The organism is Streptococcus mitis (assembly GCF_002096755.1).
GTDB lineage: Bacteria > Bacillota > Bacilli > Lactobacillales > Streptococcaceae > Streptococcus > Streptococcus mitis_AC.
On sequence record NZ_NCVF01000022.1, the window covers coordinates 1 to 18816 of the forward strand.

The window sequence follows — 18816 nt, forward strand, 5'->3', positions numbered from 1 at the left end:
ATACACCTGTACCCATGCCGAACACAGAAGTTAAGCCCTAGAACGCCGGAAGTAGTTGGGGGTTGCCCCCTGTGAGATATGGAAGTCGCTTAGCTTTAGGGAGTTTAGCTCAGCTGGGAGAGCATCTGCCTTACAAGCAGAGGGTCAGCGGTTCGATCCCGTTAACTCCCATAGGTCCCGTAGTGTAGCGGTTATCACGTCGCCCTGTCACGGCGAAGATCGCGGGTTCGATTCCCGTCGGGACCGTTTGAAATAACGGAAGTTATTTTAGACTCGTTAGCTCAGTTGGTAGAGCAATTGACTTTTAATCAATGGGTCACTGGTTCGAGCCCAGTACGGGTCATATATGCGGGTTTGGCGGAATTGGCAGACGCACCAGATTTAGGATCTGGCGCTTAACGGCGTGGGGGTTCAAGTCCCTTAACCCGCATTAAGATATAATAAATGAGCCGGCTTAGCTCAGTTGGTAGAGCATCTGATTTGTAATCAGAGGGTCGCGTGTTCAAGTCATGTAGCCGGCATTTTTAGATAGAAGAAAACAGTGCGAACGTAGTTCAGTGGTAGAACACCACCTTGCCAAGGTGGGGGTCGCGGGTTCGAATCCCGTCGTTCGCTTAGAGAGGCCGGGGTGGCGGAACTGGCAGACGCACAGGACTTAAAATCCTGCGATTGGTAACGATCGTACCGGTTCGATTCCGGTCCTCGGCATAATATAATGAGCACCCTTAGCTCAACTGGATAGAGTACCTGACTACGAATCAGGCGGTTAGAGGTTCGACTCCTCTAGGGTGCATTTTTCTATTAACTCGGGAAGTAGCTCAGCTTGGTAGAGTACTTGGTTTGGGACCAAGGTGTCGCAGGTTCGAATCCTGTCTTCCCGATTCATTACAGAGATACGTAAGCGTATCTTTTTTGTTTTTAACTAGATATTATATACATTAAGAGAGAATCAGTTTGCTTCTCTCTTTTTTAATTTCAGTAATTCATTTTGATCGCGTATACTTTTTGTTTCCTGATTTGTTCAATGAATACTGTAGTTTAGGTACATAAATTAAAATTTAACAGATTGTATAATTCTTATAAACTTTTAAGAAAGTAATTGAAGTGTTTTTTGTTCTGCCTATAATATATGTGTTTTGTGCGATAAAAATTTCCGCTCTTTTGATTTTAAATGCGTATTAGTTTACGTTATAGTCTAAATTTGATATCACTTTGACGGAGGTACCATAGATTCTTTTCTACTCTGTGTCTTGTTGTGTAATCTTTCTTGATCCTTTTAAATAGAATCTTTTATGACTTTTGTCATATTTCCTCATGACAGAAGCTTCTAGTGATTCTACTTTCAAAGAATTATACTAGATGTATCAAATGGAGGAAAAAAAATGAAACATAAAGTAATTGTCGCAATGAGTTTAGTAGCAGCAGGAGTCATGACTTATCTCATGTTTTCAGGATTGGATGAAGGTTTCTATCATTTTCCTTGGGATTTGTTTGCAGGATTTGGCATGATGTCTTGGTTGATCCGAGAAGGTTTGAAATTAGTCTCAGATGTGAAAAAGGAGTTTGAAAAATGAAAAAAGCGATTCTATATCTTTTTATTGGACTATCACTAGTGGTATGGCTGGTAGAAATGTTTACAGGTTGGTTTGATCAAGCCTTCCTTCACCAAGCTATTCGTGGTGCCTGGGGTCTAGGATTTATGATTTTTATCGCCTTTCCGATGGGAAAGGAGTGGCTGAAAGGAGAATATGATGAACATGATTAAGGTAGAAAGCTTAAATAAAATCATCAAGGGCAAGGCTATTTTGAAGGATATTTCCTTTGAGGTAGCTGAAGGTGAATGCGTCGCCTTGATTGGTCCCAATGGTGCTGGGAAGACCACACTCTTGGACTGTTTGCTTGGAGATAAACTGCTCACCAGTGGGCAAGTATCTATCCAAGATTTGCCGGTAACGAGCTCTCAGTTAGACTATACAAGATCCTACCTCCCACAAGAAAATGTCATCGTTCAGAAACTAAAGGTAAAAGAGTTGATTGCTTTCTTTCAAAAAATTTATCCAAATCACTTGAGTAACCAGGAAATCGATCAACTATTACAGTTTGATAAGCAACAACAAGAGCAATTCGCAGAAAAATTATCAGGTGGACAAAAGCGTCTTTTCTCTTTTGTCTTGACCTTAATTGGGCGACCAAAGCTTGTTTTTTTAGATGAGCCAACTGCTGCCATGGATACTTCAACCCGCCAACGCTTTTGGGAAATTGTTCAGGAGCTAAAAGCTAAGGGAGTTACCATTCTCTATTCGTCCCATTATATCGAAGAGGTAGAGCATACAGCGGACCGAATCTTGGTCTTGAATAAGGGAGAGTTGATTCGCGATACAACACCTCTAGCCATGCGCAGTGAGGAGATTGAAAAGCACTTTATCCTTCCTCTAGCATACAAGGAAGTCATTGAGCAGTCTAACTTGGTTGAAAACTGGTCACAAAAACAAGACGCTTTGCAAGTAGTTACACGTGAAGCGGATGCTTTTTGGCAACTGTTAGTGCAAGCAGGATGTAGGATTCAAGAAATTGAAGTCAATAATCGTAGCTTGTTGGATACAATCTTTGAAGAAACACAAAAGGGAGATGACTAAGATGAAACGATGGATCGCACTAAACAAGATAGAATTTCTATTGACCAAACGACAATTAGTCTATTATTTATTATCAGTAGGTATGCCGACAGCCTTCTATTTATTCTTTTCAGGCATGTACCAGGACACACCAGGTGGACCAGCTAATTTTATGCGTGATTACCTCATCTCCATGACAGCCTTTTCCATGATGTCGACAGCTATGTTTTCATTCCCAGCTGTTTTACATACAGATAAGATCAACAACTGGCAGAAAACATTGCGCCATACTCCGGTAAATATGGTAGAATATTATCTATCAAAGATAACAAGTATGATGGTTGATTATCTGGTCTCAATCCTGGTTGTTTTCTCAGTTGGGCACTTGGTCAGAGGTGTGGATATGCCTTTAGGAAGCTGGATTGGGGCTGCGCTCTTGCTGATAGTAGGAAGTGTAGCTTTTGTAGCGCTTGGCTTGACCTTGACACTCTTGCCTTCTAGTCAGCTGATGTCTGTCGTGGGCAATCTTCTCTATCTAGGCTTGGCTGTTTTAGGCGGACTCTGGATGCCCATCTCTTTATTTCCAGACTGGATGCAAGCAATCGGGAAGTGTCTACCAACTTATCAGTTGATGGAGTTGCTCAAGACCTTCTTAAACGAGGGTAGCATCAATCTGTCAGCCACAGTTTATCTACTTATTTTTTCAGCAGTTTTGTTTGGTTTGACCATTTACCTTCAAGGTCATAAGGAGAATGCTTAATGCTTGAAAGACTGAAAAGCATACACTATATGTTTTGGGCCAGTTTAATTTTTATGATTTTCCCCATCCTTCCTGTAGTGACTGGGTGGCTTTCTGTCTGGCATTTATTGATTGATATTCTATTTGTAGTGGCGTATTTGGGTGTTTTAACAACTAAGAGCCAGCGCCTATCTTGGCTATATTGGGGTCTCATGCTGACTTATGTAGTTGGGAATACTGCCTTTGTTGCTGTTAATTATATCTGGTTCTTCTTTTTCCTTTCTAACCTCTTAAGTTATCATTTTGGCGTACGTAGTTTAAAGTCTTTACATGTCTGGACTTTTCTTCTTGCTCAAGTCCTTGTTGTGGGCCAACTGTTGATTTTTCAGAGAATCGAAGTTGAGTTTCTATTCTATCTACTTGTAATTCTTACTTTTGTCGATTTAATGACTTTTGGATTGGTTCGGATTCGGATTGTGGAGGATTTGAAAGAAGCGCAGGCTAAGCAAAATGCCCAGATAAATCTATTGCTTGCTGAAAATGAACGCAGTCGTATCGGTCAAGATTTACATGATAGTCTGGGGCATACATTTGCCATGCTTAGTGTCAAGACAGATCTAGCCTTGCAGTTATTTCAAATGCAGGCTTATCCACAAGTGGAAAAGGAATTAAGAGAAATACAGAAAATTAGCAAAGAATCAATGCGTGAAGTGCGAACCATTGTGGAAAATCTTAAGACTAGAACTTTGACATCCGAACTAGAGACTGTGAAAAAGATGTTAGAAATTGCTGGAATTGAGGTGGAAACGGATAACCAACTAGATACTGCTAGCCTTACTCAGGAATTGGAGTCAACGGCTTCCATGATTTTGCTTGAGTTGGTGACCAATATCATCAAACATGCCAGAGCATCGAAAACCTACTTGAGATTAGAACGAACTGAGAAAGAACTCATTCTAACAGTGAGAGATGATGGCTGTGGCTTTGCTTCTCTAAAAGGAGATGAACTCCATACAGTCCGAGATCGTGTTTTTCCATTTTCAGGAGAAGTAAGAGTAATCAGTCAGAAACAACCAACGGAAGTGCAAGTTCGACTACCTTATAAGGAGAGAAACTAAGATGAAATTACTTGTTGCAGAAGATCAAAGTATGTTACGAGATGCTATGTGTCAGTTGCTTACCTTTCAACCAGATGTAGAGACTGTCCTACAAGCCAAGAATGGTCAAGAAGCAATTCAACTCTTAGGAAAGGAGTTCGTAGATATCGCCATTCTTGACGTAGAAATGCCTGTTAAGACAGGTCTCGAAGTCTTGGAGTGGATACGAGCAGAAATGCTAGAAACAAAGGTAGTTGTGGTGACGACCTTCAAGCGCCCCGGATATTTTGAACGTGCGGTCAAGGCTGGAGTGGATGCTTATGTCTTGAAAGAAAGAAGCATTGCAGACCTCATGCAAACTTTGCACACTGTCCTCGAAGGACGCAAGGAGTATTCGCCTGAATTGATGGAAGTAGTTATGACGCATCCCAATCCATTAACAGAGCAAGAAATCGCCGTTTTAAAGGGAATTGCTCAAGGCTTGTCTAACCAAGAAATTGCAGATCAACTTTATTTATCAAACGGAACCGTCCGAAACTATGTCACCAATATTCTTTCTAAACTAGATGCTGGTAATCGAACAGAGGCAGCTAATATCGCGAAAGAATCTGGTTGGTTGTGATACTATCATATCTCGAAAACCATTATGTGCTAAAATTGATGGGATTGAATGGAACAATACTAACTTTAGGAGGGTGGGATTCCTCCTTTTTCTTTTTTGGGGGAGCACTACAAAAGAGCTAAAATTAAGAATAAAAAAGAAAAATATCTTGACAACCAATAGAAAATTTTGTTACAATAATAGACGGTACTTTTTACTTTTGGTCTCTCAAGAGTGTACAGGGACGTGCTGACAAATGTTGCAAAAGTACACACAGATGGTAGCTGTCACCAAGTGTATCATCACCAAAAATAAAAAAACACAGGAGAATGTAGATGCCTACAATTAACCAATTGGTTCGCAAACCGCGTAAATCAAAAGTAGAAAAATCTAAATCACCAGCTTTGAACGTTGGTTACAACAGTCATAAAAAAGTTCAAACAAACGTTTCTTCACCACAAAAACGTGGTGTTGCAACTCGTGTTGGAACAATGACACCTAAAAAACCTAACTCAGCCCTTCGTAAATTCGCTCGTGTACGTTTGAGCAACCTTATCGAAGTTACTGCCTACATCCCAGGTATCGGACACAACTTGCAAGAGCACAGCGTGGTTCTTCTTCGTGGTGGACGTGTAAAAGACCTTCCAGGGGTACGTTACCATATCGTCCGTGGTGCACTTGATACTGCAGGTGTTAACGATCGTAAACAAGGCCGTTCTAAATACGGTACTAAACGTCCAAAAGCATAAGGAAAGGGGATAAAGAGAAATGAGTCGTAAAAATAGAGCTCCAAAACGTGACGTATTGCCAGATCCGCTTTACAATTCACAACTAGTTACTCGTCTTATCAACCGCGTTATGCTTGACGGTAAACGTGGTACAGCTGCTTCAATCGTTTACGGTGCTTTTGAGCAAATCAAAGAAGCTACTGGTAACGATGCACTTGAAGTATTTGAAACAGCTATGGAAAACATCATGCCTGTACTTGAAGTACGTGCACGTCGTGTTGGTGGTTCTAACTACCAAGTCCCAGTTGAAGTTCGTCCAGAACGTCGTACAACACTTGGACTTCGTTGGTTGGTAACAATCGCTCGTCTTCGCGGTGAACACACAATGCAAGACCGTCTTGCAAAAGAAATCTTGGATGCTGCTAACAACACTGGTGCAGCAGTTAAGAAACGTGAAGACACTCACCGCATGGCTGAAGCTAACCGTGCATTCGCACACTTCCGTTGGTAAAATCATGATGCTAGGAACGGTAAGGATGCAAGGTGAAAATAGGAAACTGACGCAGTATTCGACGAATACAAGGAAGTTTATCTTTTTCACACAGCATCCCGTTCCGGCTCAAATCGGCTAGTTAACTTTAGCCCGAGTTCAATTCAACTTGTAAATCTACAAGTTGAAACCAACAATAGCATGAAAACATTGAGAACGGGTAGGTCCTGCCTATCCGTTTTTATTAAAATCGTGTTATAATAGAATAGAAATCAAAAATAAATAGGAGAAACAAACCTCATGGCACGCGAATTTTCACTTGAAAAAACTCGTAATATCGGTATCATGGCTCACGTCGATGCTGGTAAAACAACAACTACTGAGCGTATTCTTTACTACACTGGTAAAATCCACAAAATCGGTGAAACTCACGAAGGTGCGTCACAAATGGACTGGATGGAGCAAGAGCAAGAACGTGGTATCACTATTACATCTGCTGCGACAACAGCTCAATGGAACAACCACCGCGTAAACATCATCGACACACCAGGACACGTGGACTTCACAATCGAAGTACAACGTTCTCTTCGTGTATTGGATGGTGCGGTTACTGTTCTTGACTCACAATCAGGTGTTGAGCCTCAAACTGAAACAGTTTGGCGTCAAGCAACTGAGTACGGAGTTCCACGTATCGTATTTGCTAACAAAATGGACAAAATCGGTGCTGACTTCCTTTACTCTGTAAGCACACTTCACGATCGTCTTCAAGCAAATGCACACCCAATCCAATTGCCAATCGGTTCTGAAGATGACTTCCGTGGTATCATCGACTTGATCAAGATGAAAGCTGAAATCTATACTAACGACCTTGGTACAGATATCCTTGAAGAAGATATCCCAGCTGAATACCTTGACCAAGCTCAAGAATACCGTGAAAAATTGATTGAAGCAGTTGCTGAAACTGACGAAGAATTGATGATGAAATACCTCGAAGGTGAAGAAATCACTAACGAAGAATTGAAAGCTGGTATTCGTAAAGCGACTATCAACGTTGAATTCTTCCCAGTATTGTGTGGTTCTGCCTTCAAGAACAAAGGTGTTCAATTGATGCTTGATGCGGTTATTGACTACCTTCCAAGCCCACTTGACATTCCAGCGATCAAAGGTGTTAACCCAGATACAGACGCAGAAGAAACTCGTCCAGCATCTGATGAAGAGCCATTTGCAGCTCTTGCCTTCAAGATCATGACAGACCCATTCGTAGGCCGTTTGACATTCTTCCGTGTTTACTCAGGTGTTCTTCAATCAGGTTCATACGTATTGAACACTTCTAAAGGTAAACGTGAGCGTATCGGACGTATCCTTCAAATGCACGCCAACAGCCGTCAAGAAATCGACACTGTTTACTCAGGTGATATCGCTGCTGCCGTTGGTTTGAAAGATACTACAACTGGTGACTCATTGACAGATGAAAAAGCTAAAATCATCCTTGAGTCAATCAACGTTCCAGAACCAGTTATCCAATTGATGGTTGAGCCAAAATCTAAAGCTGACCAAGATAAGATGGGTATTGCCCTTCAAAAATTGGCTGAAGAAGATCCAACATTCCGCGTTGAAACAAACGTTGAAACTGGTGAAACAGTTATCTCTGGTATGGGGGAGCTTCACCTTGACGTCCTTGTTGACCGTATGCGTCGTGAGTTCAAAGTTGAAGCGAACGTAGGTGCTCCTCAAGTATCTTACCGTGAAACATTCCGCGCTTCTACTCAAGCACGTGGATTCTTCAAACGTCAGTCTGGTGGTAAAGGTCAATTCGGTGATGTATGGATTGAATTTACTCCAAACGAAGAAGGTAAAGGATTCGAATTCGAAAACGCAATCGTCGGTGGTGTGGTTCCTCGTGAATTTATCCCAGCGGTTGAAAAAGGTTTGGTAGAATCTATGGCTAACGGTGTTCTTGCAGGTTACCCAATGGTTGACGTTAAAGCTAAGCTTTACGATGGTTCATACCACGATGTCGACTCATCTGAAACTGCCTTCAAGATCGCGGCTTCACTTGCTCTTAAAGAAGCTGCTAAATCAGCACAACCAGCTATCCTTGAGCCAATGATGCTTGTAACAATCACTGTTCCAGAAGAAAACCTTGGTGATGTTATGGGTCACGTAACTGCTCGTCGTGGACGTGTAGATGGTATGGAAGCACATGGTAACAGCCAAATCGTTCGTGCTTACGTTCCACTTGCTGAAATGTTCGGTTACGCAACAGTTCTTCGTTCTGCATCTCAAGGACGTGGTACATTCATGATGGTATTTGACCACTACGAAGATGTACCTAAGTCAGTACAAGAAGAAATCATTAAGAAAAATAAAGGTGAAGACTAATCAGTCCTCACTCTAGAAGGAAGTCACTTAGTGGCTTCCTTTTGTCTTATGTGACTATTAGTCCGTCTCGCTCCGTTAGGTGAGAGACAAAAAAACCACCCGCTATGCGGGTGCGCGTCGAAGGTTATACCAAAAAAACTCCGAACGCGATACAATAAAGGTGTTCAAGCCAATTGTAAAGCGAAAGGAGAAAAATATGGCACAAAAGGCTCATAGTTTATCGCACACAAAGTGGCACTGTAAGTATCACATTGTGTTCACCCCTAAGTATAGACGAAAAGTTATCTATAATCAATATCGAAGTGGTTTAGGCGAAATATTTCATCGCTTGTGTAGTTATAAAGGAGTTGAAATTATCGAGGGTCACTTAATGCCAGACCATGTACACATGTTAGTAAGTATTCCACCAAGGATAAGTGTTTCGAGTTTCATGGGATATTTAAAAGGAAAAAGTGCACTCATGATGTTTGACAAACACGCCAATCTCAAGTACAAGTTTGGGAATCGACATTTCTGGGCGGAAGGTTATTATGTAAGTACAGTAGGGCTTAATGAAGCCACAATTAAGAAATATATTCAAGAACAGGAAAAGCATGATATAGCACTAGATAAATTAAGTGTAAAAGAATATGAGGATCCCTTTAGGGATAGTGGTAAGTAATACTAAAGCCTCTTTGAGAGGCAAGTGACGAGTCAAGAGCAATAAGGCTTGAACAAAGTGAAAGCCAGCGTCTTTAGGCGCTGGCTGGTAATTTGGGCTTATAGCCCTGGGACAAACCACCCGTTTGACGGGTGGTCATGATTTAGAAAATACTTCTAAATATGGTAAAATAGTAGGAGAATAATGTGAGGAAAATGAATGTCAAATAGTTTTGAAATTTTGATGAATCAATTGGGGATGCCTGCTGAAATGAGACAGGCTCCTGCTTTAGCACAGGCCGATATTGAGCGAGTTGTGGTTCATAAAATTAGTAAGGTATGGGAGTTTCATTTCGTATTTTCTAATATTTTACCGATTGAAATCTTTTTAGAATTAAAGAAAGGTTTGAGCGAAGAATTTTCTAAGACAGGCAATAAAGCTGTTTTCGAAATCAAGGCTCGGTCTCAAGAATTTTCAAATCAGCTCTTACAGGCCTATTATAGAGAGGCTTTTTCTGAAGGTCCGTGTTCGAGTCAAGGTTTTAAGTCCCTTTATCAAAATTTGCAAGTTCGTGCGGAGGGGAACCAACTCTTTATTGAAGGTTCCGAGGCGATTGATAAGGAACACTTTAAGAAGAATCACCTTCCTAATTTAGCGAAACAACTTGAAAAATTTGGATTTCCAACTTTTAACTGTCAAGTAGAGAAGAATGATATGCTGACTCATGAGCAGGAAGAAGCCTTTCAAGCTGAAAATGAGCAGATTGTTCAAGCGGCCAATGAGGAAGCGCTCCGTGCTATGGAACAACTAGAACAGATGGCACCTCCTCCAGCGGAAGAGAAACCATCCTTTGATTTTCAAGCTAAAAAAGCTGCAGCTAAACCCAAGCTGGATAAGGCAGAGATTACTCCTATGATCGAAGTGACGACGGAGGAAAATCGTCTGGTCTTTGAAGGGGTTGTTTTTGATGTGGAGCAAAAAGTGACCAGAACAGGGCGTGTTTTGATCAACTTTAAAATGACTGACTACACTTCAAGTTTTTCTATGCAAAAGTGGGTTAAGAACGAGGAAGAGGCCCAGAAGTTTGATCTCATCAAGAAGAATTCTTGGCTCCGAGTGCGTGGGAATGTGGAGATGAATAACTTCACACGTGATTTGACTATGAACGTACAGGATGTGCAGGAAGTTGTTCACTATGAGCGGAAGGATTTGATGCCAGAAGGAGAGCGTCGAGTTGAGTTTCATGCTCATACTAACATGTCGACTATGGATGCTCTGCCAGAGGTCGAAGAAATCGTTGCGACAGCTGCTAAGTGGGGACACAAGGCGGTTGCCATCACGGACCATGGGAATGTCCAGTCCTTCCCACACGGCTATAAGGCTGCTAAGAAAGCGGGAATCCAGCTAATCTATGGAATGGAAGCCAATATCGTGGAGGACCGTGTCCCTATCGTCTATAACGAAGTGGAGATGGACTTGTCAGAAGCGACCTACGTGGTCTTTGACGTGGAAACGACAGGACTTTCAGCTATCTATAATGACTTGATTCAGGTTGCAGCTTCTAAGATGTACAAGGGGAATGTCATTGCTGAATTTGATGAATTTATCAATCCTGGGCATCCCTTGTCAGCTTTTACTACTGAGTTGACTGGAATTACAGATGATCATGTCAAAAATGCCAAGCCACTGGAACAAGTTTTGCAAGAATTCCAAGAATTTTGTAAGGATACGGTCCTAGTCGCCCACAATGCCACCTTTGACGTTGGCTTTATGAATGCCAACTATGAACGTCATGGTCTGCCAAAGATTAGTCAGCCAGTTATTGATACGCTGGAGTTTGCTAGAAATCTCTATCCTGAGTATAAACGTCATGGTTTGGGGCCTTTGACCAAGCGTTTTGGTGTGGCTTTGGAACATCACCACATGGCCAATTACGATGCGGAAGCTACTGGTCGTCTGCTTTTCATCTTTATCAAAGAGGTAGCAGAAAAACATGGTGTGACGGATTTAGCTAGACTCAATATTGATTTGGTTAGTCCAGATTCTTATAAAAAAGCTCGAATCAAGCATGCGACCATTTATGTCAAGAATCAGGTAGGTCTAAAAAATATCTTTAAGTTGGTTTCTTTGTCCAATACCAAATACTTTGAAGGGGTGCCACGAATTCCGAGAACGGTTCTAGATGCCCATCGGGAGGGCTTGATTTTAGGCTCAGCCTGTGCAGAAGGTGAAGTTTTTGATGCAGTCGTTTCCCAGGGCGTGGATGCGGCGGTTGAGGTGGCCAAGTATTATGACTTTATCGAGGTCATGCCACCAGCTATCTATGCTCCCTTGATTGCCAAGGAGCAGGCTAAGGATATGGAAGAACTCCAGACCATTATCAAAAGTTTGATAGAGGTTGGAGAACGCCTTGGTAAGCCCGTTTTGGCTACGGGAAATGTCCACTATATCGAACCAGAAGAAGAAATTTACCGTGAAATTATTGTCCGTAGTTTGGGACAGGGAGCTATGGTTAACCGAACTATCGGTCATGGGGAACATGCCCAACCAGCTCCTCTTCCGAAGGCTCATTTTCGAACAACCAATGAGATGTTGGATGAATTTGCCTTCTTGGGAGAGGAATTAGCTCGGAAATTGGTTATTGAAAACACCAATGCCTTGGCAGATATCTTTGAACCTGTTGAGGTAGTTAAGGGTGACTTGTATACGCCTTTCATTGACAAGGCTGAAGAAACAGTTGCTGAGTTGACCTATAAGAAAGCTTTTGAGATTTATGGAAATCCGCTGCCAGATATTGTTGATTTGCGGATTGAAAAAGAATTGACTTCCATTCTGGGGAATGGATTTGCTGTGATTTATCTGGCTTCCCAGATGTTGGTGCAACGTTCTAATGAACGGGGTTACTTGGTTGGTTCTCGTGGATCTGTCGGATCTAGTTTTGTTGCGACCATGATTGGGATTACAGAGGTCAATCCTCTCTCTCCTCACTATGTCTGTGGTCAGTGTCAGTACAGTGAGTTTATCACCGATGGATCTTACGGTTCAGGTTTTGATATGCCCAATAAGGACTGTCCTAAATGTGGTCATAAACTCAGTAAAAACGGACAGGATATTCCTTTCGAGACCTTCCTTGGTTTTGATGGGGACAAGGTTCCCGATATTGACTTGAACTTCTCGGGAGAAGATCAGCCTAGTGCTCACTTGGATGTGCGTGATATCTTTGGTGAAGAATATGCCTTCCGTGCAGGAACGGTTGGTACGGTGGCTGCCAAGACTGCCTATGGTTTTGTCAAGGGCTATGAGCGAGATTATGGCAAGTTTTATCGTGATGCAGAGGTGGAACGCCTCGCTCAAGGTGCGGCTGGTGTCAAGCGGACAACAGGACAACACCCGGGGGGGATCGTTGTTATTCCTAACTACATGGATGTCTACGACTTTACGCCTGTCCAATATCCAGCAGATGACGTGACAGCTGAATGGCAGACCACTCACTTTAACTTCCATGATATCGACGAGAACGTCCTCAAACTCGATGTACTGGGACATGATGATCCGACCATGATTCGAAAACTTCAGGACTTGTCTGGTATTGATCCTAATGAAATCCCTATGGATGACGAAGGCGTGATGGCCCTCTTTTCTGGGACTGATGTGCTAGGTGTGACTCCTGAACAAATCGGAACTCCGACAGGCATGCTGGGGATTCCAGAGTTTGGGACCAACTTTGTACGTGGGATGGTAGATGAGACGCATCCGACGACTTTTGCGGAGTTACTTCAGCTCTCAGGTCTGTCCCACGGTACCGACGTTTGGCTGGGCAATGCCCAAGATTTGATTAAGCAAGGGATTGCTGACCTATCAACCGTTATCGGTTGTCGGGACGACATCATGGTTTATCTCATGCATGCTGGTCTCGAACCTAAGATGGCCTTTACCATCATGGAACGGGTACGTAAGGGCTTGTGGCTCAAGATTTCCGAAGAGGAGCGGAATGGCTATATCGAAGCTATGAAGGCTAATAAGGTGCCAGAGTGGTATATCGAGTCTTGTGGGAAAATTAAGTACATGTTCCCTAAAGCCCATGCGGCAGCCTACGTTATGATGGCCTTGCGTGTAGCTTACTTCAAGGTTCACCATCCGATTTATTATTATTGTGCTTACTTCTCAATCCGTGCTAAGGCTTTTGATATCAAGACCATGGGTGCGGGCTTGGATGCCATCAAGCGTAGAATGGAAGAAATCTCTGAAAAGCGGAAGAACAATGAAGCTTCTAATGTGGAAATCGATCTCTATACAACACTTGAGATTGTCAATGAGATGTGGGAGCGTGGTTTCAAGTTTGGGAAGTTAGACCTTTACCGTAGTGATGCGACTGAATTCATCATTGACGGAGATACACTGATTCCACCATTTGTCGCTATGGATGGTCTGGGAGAGAACGTTGCCAAACAACTGGTACGAGCGCGTGAAGAGGGAGAATTCCTCTCTAAAACAGAACTACGCAAACGTGGTGGACTCTCATCAACATTGGTTGAAAAGATGGATGAAATGGGGATTCTGGGCAATATGCCAGAGGATAACCAGTTGAGTTTGTTTGATGAGTTGTTTTAAAAAATTGCTTATTTTGATCAAGTGGATAAAACATGTCCACTTGATTTGTTATAATTCTCTTAAAAATAATAGAAAAGAGAATATAATATGGTGGATCAAGGAATTTTAAATTCTAATGTGTCAATTGAAGAGCAAATTTACAATTTTGAAAAAGGCTTGAAAGATGATGGGAGTGATTGGATTGGATTCCCACAAATAGACTTAAAAGAAGATTCTCAATGTATTTACATTTGCGGTATTTCAGAGACTGACAGATGGCATTTGTTTTATACGTTAACTAAAATAAAACCTGCTACTCCAATAGCATCACTTGGATATTATCGAGTGAGAGATAATTTGATTTTTTCTAAACATAGTCAATGGATAAAACTGCAAATGGAGCATACAGAGTATGACTTGATTTTTCTGGAGGGAGTTCAACTTTTGGGAGAGGCTGATCAAAGGGTACAGGAATACTGGATGCAGCAATTCAAAGAGAATAAGAAAAGAGGTAGACTCTTCATTGTATATTCAGACTGCTTACCCGAAGACTTAAAAAATATGGCTGAATCCGTAGTTGAGTTCTTCGAATCTGGCATAGTGGTACAGTTGAAATCATCTAAGGGCTAGTTTATTTTGCTTTAATCGTTTTGAATATAAAGTGCTAGTTAGACTATAGAAGTGATAATAATGTACTGGAAATAGTATTGTTTGAATAATATGTAGAAGGACTGAAAATGAATGATCAAGAGAGACTACTAACGATTTTTTTACGTTTACAGTTAGGTACTTCATTTGAAAAAAAGCAATTGGCTCAGGAATTTGAGGTTAGTGAAAAGACTATACAGAGAGATTTTTCGCTACTCCGTGATATTTTATCTAGTAACACCAGTTATAGTGGAGATTTGCTTTATAACCGTAAGACGAATAAGTATTGTTTAGCAAGTAAGGCAGTTTTTAATAAAAAGGATATACTCGTTATTTCAAAGATTTTATTGGAAAATCGAGCACTGAATCGGTCAGAAATTGCTAGTTTACTAAATAATTTACAGGTTTTGGTTCCCCGTGCTGATCAGAAAGAAATTGAGCAGATCATTGGCAGCGAAAAGCTTAACTATGCTCCCTTAACGGATCAACAAAATAGAATAGAGAAAATTTGGAATTTATCAGAAGCTATTTTGCATGAACAGGTTCTAGACATTATCTATCAAAAACCTTATTCTGAATCTTCTAAGAGGCAGACTGTTTTACCAGTCTCTCTTTACTATGATAGTCATTATTTCTATCTGGTTGTTTACCAGTTGAAACATGCTACTTATATTACTTTAAGAGTAGATCGTATCCAGTCATGGTCTCTTAGTGGTATAGAGAAACCCTCTATTTCTTATCGAGATAAATTTAGAGATGGTGATATTCGTAACGAGAGAATGGATGCTTTTATCGGGAAGAAAATCAGTATTGAAATCGAGTACTTGTACGATCCGACGATTGTGATGGATCAATTTCCAAATGCAAAAATAGTTGGGAAAAATGGCGACTGGACTCATTTTCAGTTTGAAAGTCAGCATACACCGGGTCTTAAACGCTGGTTGCTGGGACAAGGGGAAGCAGTTACTGTTTTGTCTCCTCGGATTTTAGTAGAGGATATGAAGCAAATAGTTCAAGAAATGCTAGATAAATATAATAGATGAGGATAAAATGACTATTCAATTTACTTCTAAAAAGGTTGGAGAACTATTGAAAGAAGAGGGTTTGCGGATTCCTTCTTATCAAAGGCCATATAAATGGAACAGAAAACATATCCGTAATCTTTTTTATGATTTACGAGATGCTATGGGGAAAAAGGAATATCAGATTGGTTCCGTTATCTTACATGAAAATGATGGATATGATATTGTCGATGGACAGCAACGGCTAATTTCAATTTCCTTGTTTCTTCATTTATTAGATGATTTAGAGAATTATAAGGGTGCTAAGCAACTGCTGAGTGCTGCTGTATTTGGGGAGCTATCTTGCTATCATGCGAGTGAAAATTATAATGAGTGGGAAAATTTGACTCAATTGGTTGGCGAAAATCAGGCAAAAGATATTTGCAATTTTTTATTGGAAAATTGTTCTGTCTCCGTGATTACTATGCCACAGGAACGATTATCAGAGGCCTTTCAGCTATTTGATTCTCAGAATAATCGTGGGAAATCTTTAGAACCTCATGATTTGCTTAAAGCCTATCATCTTCGCAAGCAAGATTCAGAAGATGAAAAAATTGTTGAAAAATGGGAGCAATTTGTAGAAGATAAAGATTTAAGTCTCAAGGAGTTATTTGATAAACATCTTTTCCGTATGAGACGTTGGTCGCGAGGAGAGACAGGATTAACAAACAAGCGTTATGGATCTTATCTCCGTTTTACAGAGGATTTTATTGACGATTTTAAAGGCGTTGATTTGAATCAGAACTTTCCATATCTAGAATTGTATCGTCATATTGAAAATCTCCCCATGTCCATTACTATGCCAATCATTGATGGAAGTAAATTTTTTGAGTATATTGAATCTGCTTATGAAACTATTAAAGAACATAAAGATTTTTTAAATGAAGAGTTAGGATTTTCTGATGAACCTGAAGGGGAAGAAAAAAATCTAGCTTACCCAGAAGGTATGTCAAACATTTACAATAGCTCAAAAGGACGCTACCTCAAGTGTCACAATATATTCTTAAATATTTGTTCACTTTTTGCAGAGAGATTTGGAAAAGATGAGCTATCAAAGGAGATAGTAGAGACCTTGTTTATTTGGTCTTATTACCCTCGAGTTAAGTCTAAAGCTATATATGATGCAACGGTAGGGAAATACGCCGCTGGTGGAAGTTTTAGACAAAAAGAGGCTCAAAAGCTATTTCAACTTTTATCCCATGCGGTCACTCCGAATGATTTTATGGTCAAAATAGATAGAGAGCTATTTGAAAATTATACTGTGGACAAGATTATAGAAGAGGAAAAAGATAAATGGTAGAAACACAGATAAGCTTATCAGTTAATCGTTTGTTAAATGAAGATACCTATGCTATCCCTCTTTATCAGAGAAATTTTGCTTGGACTTATGATGAAATTGAGCAGTTACTGAATGACGTAGCAGATGCTTTTCAAGAAAATAGAGACAATTACTATATTGGAACATTAGTCGTTAATAAAGAGAATGACCTTTTCAAAATCATAGATGGGCAACAACGAACAACCGCCCTTAATTTGATTGCCTTAGCTTTAAAGAATGAGTTTGGTTTTGATAGATTGAAAGCTGTCAAGCTTACCTTCCCAGCTAGAAAGAAATCAAACGAGAATATTCAAGATTTATTTGCCAAGAAAAAAATTGTAGAGGGCGATGAAAATGAGCTGACTAGAGGTTACGGACATGCTAAAGATGCATTGAAAAAAGTGCTAGAGGAGCGCCGTCTTGATCCTCAGTCTTTCGTTGATTATCTTTTTGATTATGTCATCATTTTTCGGAGTATACTTCCTGAAGATTTAGATTTGAATCTTTATTTCGAACGTTTCAACTCTCGAGGCGAACAACTAGAGTCTCATGAGATTCTCAAGGCACAAATGATGTCTAAGTTCGGTACAGATCAAGAAATGGCACAAAAATTTGCGAGAATTTGGGATGCCTGTGCAGAATTTGATAAGCCGGTCATCAACGCATTTACAAAAAAAGCAAAGAAAAAGCATCATGATGGAGAAAGAGAAAAAATCTTTCCTTTGAATTGGATTAAAGGAAATAATTATCAGAATAGCTTTCTTTTAAATATTGATAAGTCCTTAAGTCAAATAGAAGTTCAGTCAACTAATAAGAAATCTCTATTGTCTAGTATAGAAAATAAAGAATCTACAAGAGTTAAAGTAATATCAGATACGAATGAAGTGGAAAAATACAGAACGATTATAAACTTTGAAACATTTTTATATTTCGTTTATTATATAACATTTGGTAATGTATCTCCTTCTGATATACAGCTAGATGACAAGAAATTATTAGAAACATTTGAAAATATAACTAGTGTTAATACAGGTATAGAGGATGTTACATTATTCATTAGGAATTTATTGAAATTAAAATTTATATTTGATAATTTGATCGTACGAATGTCACAAGAGACTAATAATAGAAGACAAGAGAATGATTGGTTTCTGCAGAAAGTTTATCGGAATGATTATAATAATAAAACTAGAGGAGATTTATTTGTTCAATATTATTATGATAAAAATTCTTTTGAAAAGTTCAATGATGATATTTTAATGCTTCAATCCATGTTTGCTGTGACCTTTACTGCCAATCGAGATAGTCGTTGGTTATATGAAATCTTGCAATTCTTGTTTAACCATATTGAAGAGTTAAATCAAACAGAATTTGCTAGTCTCTTTAAGGATTTTCTTGAAAAAATGGCAGTGAGATATGCTGAGGAAAGATTGTTTACCGAAGATAAAAGTATCAAAAAATATTGGGAAATTCCTGTTTATGCTTTTAACTTTGTAGATTATGTTTTATGGAAAAATCGTGAAGAATTGAAGAAAGATTACGATATTGAGTTTAAAGATTTTAAATTTGCTTATCGTCGCTCCATAGAGCATTGGTATCCTCAGAATCCAAATGGACAGGATGGAGAAAGCCAATTACCTGCCGAGTTTTTACATTCCTTTGGTAATCTTTGTATCATTACCGATAGTCAGAATTCTAAGTTCGGTAATTCGTATCCGGAGTCTAAACTAGCACAATGGAAGAGAGAAGATATCTTTAAGCGTCAGAGTTTGAAATTACAGATGATGGCAGAAATAACTTCTAAAAACAATAGATGGGATATTGGTGAGATTCAATCTTTGGAAAAAGAAGTGGAAAGATATGTACACGACTTTTGTTTTAGTTAATTAAAACAAGCTTTATTAGGC

The 18816-nt window shown here is 40.0% G+C and carries 15 protein-coding genes, 9 tRNA genes and 1 rRNA gene; all 25 read left to right on the forward strand.

From position 1 onward, the window contains the following. Positions 1-94: ribosomal RNA gene (rrf, locus tag B7700_RS04490) — 5S ribosomal RNA — on the forward strand; the annotation flags it as partial. A 4-nt stretch (positions 95-98) separates the two neighbouring features. After that, a tRNA-Val gene (locus B7700_RS04495) sits at positions 99-171 on the forward strand. A 2-nt stretch (positions 172-173) separates the two neighbouring features. Continuing rightward, positions 174-246, forward strand: a tRNA-Asp gene (locus tag B7700_RS04500). Positions 247-270: 24 nt separating this feature from the next. Further along, positions 271-343 (forward strand) — tRNA-Lys (locus tag B7700_RS04505). A gap of 5 nt (positions 344-348) precedes the next feature. Then, a tRNA-Leu gene (locus B7700_RS04510) sits at positions 349-430 on the forward strand. Positions 431-448: 18 nt separating this feature from the next. Further along, positions 449-521 (forward strand) — tRNA-Thr (locus B7700_RS04515). 22 nt (positions 522-543) lie between these two features. Beyond that, positions 544-615: transfer RNA gene (locus B7700_RS04520), tRNA-Gly, on the forward strand. 7 nt (positions 616-622) lie between these two features. After that, positions 623-708, forward strand: a tRNA-Leu gene (locus tag B7700_RS04525). A gap of 11 nt (positions 709-719) precedes the next feature. Then, positions 720-793: transfer RNA gene (locus B7700_RS04530), tRNA-Arg, on the forward strand. A 14-nt stretch (positions 794-807) separates the two neighbouring features. Further along, positions 808-881, forward strand: a tRNA-Pro gene (locus B7700_RS04535). 501 nt (positions 882-1382) lie between these two features. Then, positions 1383-1574 carry a hypothetical protein gene (locus B7700_RS04540; RefSeq protein WP_084887400.1) on the forward strand — a complete coding sequence of 64 codons (192 nt, stop codon included), beginning with the start codon at positions 1383-1385 and terminating at the stop codon, positions 1572-1574. Then, entirely contained in the window at positions 1571-1765 is a 195-nt protein-coding gene (locus B7700_RS04545) for a hypothetical protein (protein ID WP_084887402.1), read from the forward strand. The genes B7700_RS04540 and B7700_RS04545 overlap by 4 nt, the downstream gene beginning before the upstream one ends. Beyond that, positions 1752-2636, forward strand: a complete 885-nt coding sequence (locus B7700_RS04550) for an ABC transporter ATP-binding protein (protein WP_084887404.1) — start codon at positions 1752-1754, stop codon at positions 2634-2636. Before B7700_RS04545 ends, B7700_RS04550 begins: the two co-directional genes overlap by 14 nt. Before the next feature lies 1 nt (position 2637). Then, positions 2638-3375: an ABC transporter permease gene (locus B7700_RS04555; RefSeq protein ID WP_084887405.1), complete on the forward strand. Its 738-nt coding sequence runs from the start codon at positions 2638-2640 to the stop codon at positions 3373-3375. After that, positions 3375-4472, forward strand: a complete 1098-nt coding sequence (locus B7700_RS04560) for a sensor histidine kinase (protein ID WP_084887408.1) — start codon at positions 3375-3377, stop codon at positions 4470-4472. The genes B7700_RS04555 and B7700_RS04560 overlap by 1 nt, the downstream gene beginning before the upstream one ends. Before the next feature lies 1 nt (position 4473). Beyond that, a complete protein-coding gene (locus B7700_RS04565; protein ID WP_084887410.1) occupies positions 4474-5073 on the forward strand; it encodes a response regulator transcription factor in 600 nt (199 codons plus the stop codon). Positions 5074-5387: 314 nt separating this feature from the next. Next, a complete protein-coding gene (gene rpsL, locus B7700_RS04575) occupies positions 5388-5801 on the forward strand; it encodes a 30S ribosomal protein S12 (protein ID WP_001142332.1) in 414 nt (137 codons plus the stop codon). Positions 5802-5820: 19 nt separating this feature from the next. Next, positions 5821-6291: a 30S ribosomal protein S7 gene (gene rpsG, locus B7700_RS04580; protein ID WP_000087873.1), complete on the forward strand. Its 471-nt coding sequence runs from the start codon at positions 5821-5823 to the stop codon at positions 6289-6291. 279 nt (positions 6292-6570) lie between these two features. Then, positions 6571-8652, forward strand: coding sequence for an elongation factor G (gene fusA, locus B7700_RS04585; protein ID WP_045612723.1), 2082 nt, complete (start codon positions 6571-6573; stop codon positions 8650-8652). Between the two features lie 196 nt (positions 8653-8848). Next, the gene (tnpA, locus tag B7700_RS04590; RefSeq protein ID WP_084887412.1) at positions 8849-9313 is read left to right on the forward strand and encodes an IS200/IS605 family transposase; all 465 of its coding nucleotides are present in this window, start codon (positions 8849-8851) and stop codon (positions 9311-9313) included. 198 nt (positions 9314-9511) lie between these two features. Continuing rightward, on the forward strand, positions 9512-13903 hold the full coding sequence (locus B7700_RS04600; RefSeq protein ID WP_084887414.1) for a PolC-type DNA polymerase III: 4392 nt from the start codon (positions 9512-9514) through the stop codon (positions 13901-13903). A gap of 87 nt (positions 13904-13990) precedes the next feature. Then, positions 13991-14512 (forward strand): DnaA ATPase domain-containing protein, encoded by a 522-nt coding sequence (locus tag B7700_RS04605; protein WP_084887416.1) that lies wholly within the window; start codon positions 13991-13993, stop codon positions 14510-14512. Positions 14513-14619: 107 nt separating this feature from the next. After that, positions 14620-15573, forward strand: coding sequence for a helix-turn-helix transcriptional regulator (locus tag B7700_RS04610; protein ID WP_084887418.1), 954 nt, complete (start codon positions 14620-14622; stop codon positions 15571-15573). A 7-nt stretch (positions 15574-15580) separates the two neighbouring features. Beyond that, complete coding sequence (locus B7700_RS04615; RefSeq protein WP_192855657.1) at positions 15581-16891, forward strand: DUF262 domain-containing protein; 1311 nt, start codon at positions 15581-15583, stop codon at positions 16889-16891. Next, complete coding sequence (locus B7700_RS04620) at positions 16885-18795, forward strand: DUF262 domain-containing protein (RefSeq protein ID WP_084887422.1); 1911 nt, start codon at positions 16885-16887, stop codon at positions 18793-18795. Before B7700_RS04615 ends, B7700_RS04620 begins: the two co-directional genes overlap by 7 nt. The last annotated feature ends 21 nt before the right edge of the window (positions 18796-18816 follow it).